This is a genomic window from Bartonella sp. CE47NXGY (assembly GCF_042195415.1).
GTDB lineage: Bacteria > Pseudomonadota > Alphaproteobacteria > Rhizobiales > Rhizobiaceae > Bartonella.
Genome location: NZ_JBHIOI010000115.1, coordinates 1 through 1,777, shown reverse-complemented (window position 1 = coordinate 1,777; position 1,777 = coordinate 1). Strand labels below are relative to the sequence as shown.

At 38.8% G+C, this 1,777-nt stretch carries 2 protein-coding genes and 1 pseudogene; all 3 read left to right on the top strand.

Going from position 1 to position 1,777, the window contains the following annotated elements; genetic code table 11:
• Positions 1-246 (top strand): annotated as a pseudogene (locus ACFIL3_RS09920) (hypothetical protein); the annotation flags it as partial.
• Positions 247-294: 48 nt separating this feature from the next.
• Positions 295-1,032 (top strand): antA/AntB antirepressor family protein, encoded by a 738-nt coding sequence (locus ACFIL3_RS09915; RefSeq protein WP_375638622.1) that lies wholly within the window; start codon positions 295-297, stop codon positions 1,030-1,032.
• A gap of 12 nt (positions 1,033-1,044) precedes the next feature.
• Positions 1,045-1,596, top strand: a complete 552-nt coding sequence (locus ACFIL3_RS09910; protein WP_375682200.1) for a hypothetical protein — start codon at positions 1,045-1,047, stop codon at positions 1,594-1,596.
• The last annotated feature ends 181 nt before the right edge of the window (positions 1,597-1,777 follow it).

Genomic DNA, 1,777 nt, shown 5'->3' with positions numbered 1-1,777 from the left:
TGCGAAGATATCTCTGAAGATATTGCTGAGTTTTATCTCAAACTACGTGAACAAAAGTGTTTTGATGGCAAAATACCTCACGATTTTATTCTACACAGCACAGCATACGGTTTTTTTTTAGAAGAAATCGAACAGCAGCGATATGAAGATGAAACATACGGTACTTATGAACAGCAGCACCGTTTAACTCTTTCGGATGTCATTCCAAACTACCCACATTATACATACTACAGAGGGCGTTTTTAAAAGCGCCCCCCTCTTTCCTCTTATTAAATTATCGGATGGAGTAAAATTATGAATAATCCTATCGCTATTACAAATAACACCATTAACGAAGAAAGCGTTCAGACAGTAAATGCACGTGAATTACATGTCTTTTTGGAGAGTAAACAAGATTTTTCTACTTGGATAAAAAAACGTATTATGACCTATGCTTTCCTTGATGGAAGGGACTTTATTCGCTTCCACAAAAAAATGGAAGCGAACAATGCCATAGCAGTAGAATACTATCTTACCTTAGACATGGCGAAAGAGCTTGCCATGGTCGAGCGTAATAAAAAAGGAAAGCAAGCAAGAGAATACTTTATCGAATGCGAGCGGCGTGCAAAGCAAGTTGTTACACCACAAATCGATTACTCAAGTCCACAAGTAATGTTAGGTGTATTAACTCATCTAAAAAATGAAAATGAGCGTAAAGACATCATCATTGAAGATTTAAAACCAAAAGCAATGGCTCTGGAAAGCTTGCAACGCTCTGATGGGCTCTTCAGTCTTACTGAAGCCGCTAAAGTGCTCGAAATGCAACCAAAACAATTCATTCTCTTCCTACAGAAAAAAGGATGGGTGTATCGACGCACTTTCGGGGATCGCTTATTGCCTTATCAGGATAAAATCCAAAAAGGACTAATGGATTGCTCAACCCTCACTATTCAAACCGAAAATGGAACTGAAAAAGTCATTCCTTCAGCAAAAATCACAACAAAAGGCATGGGGGTGCTGTCTCAAGAGCTTAAAAGACAAAGCATGCATTAAGAGGCTATCATTATGGAAAAGAAATATGAACTTACTGATGAAACAATCGAAGTTGGGGGCAAAACTCTCCACCGCATTCGCGCATTACGAGACTTTGGAAACGTCGAGAAAGGTGATTTAGGTGGCTATATACAAAAAGAAGACAACCTATCGCATCATGGTAATTGCTGGATTGGGGATTATGCAAAAGTCTATGGTTATGCCAAGGTTTTTGGTGATGCTAAGGTTTACGAAAATGCACAAGTTTACGGTTATGCACATGTTTACAACAATTCTCGTATTTATGGCAAAGCAGAAGTTTGCGATGAACCATGCATTTACGGTGATGCAGAAGTTTACGGTGATGCATATATTTGCGGTGAACCGCACGTTTTTGATAATGCAGAAGTTTATGGCAATGCACAAGTTTACGAAAAGGCATACATTTATGATAGGGCGCGTGTTTACGGCAATGCAGAAGTTTACGGTGATGCGCATGTTTACGGTCATGCAAAAATTTACGGTGAAGCATGTGTATGTTGGGACGACTGGATTGATGGCGATAAAAGAATCTCAACTAGGTAACAAACCAGATGAAAAAATACGAATTTACTGATGAAAAAATTGTGTTTGATGGAAGAACTCTTCACCGAATTAGAGCCTTAAGAGACTTTGGATATGTCAAAAAAGGTGACCTCGGCGGTTTTATAGAAAAAGAGAGCAACTTAAGCCATAAGAGAGACTGTTGGATTTTTGGCAATGCACA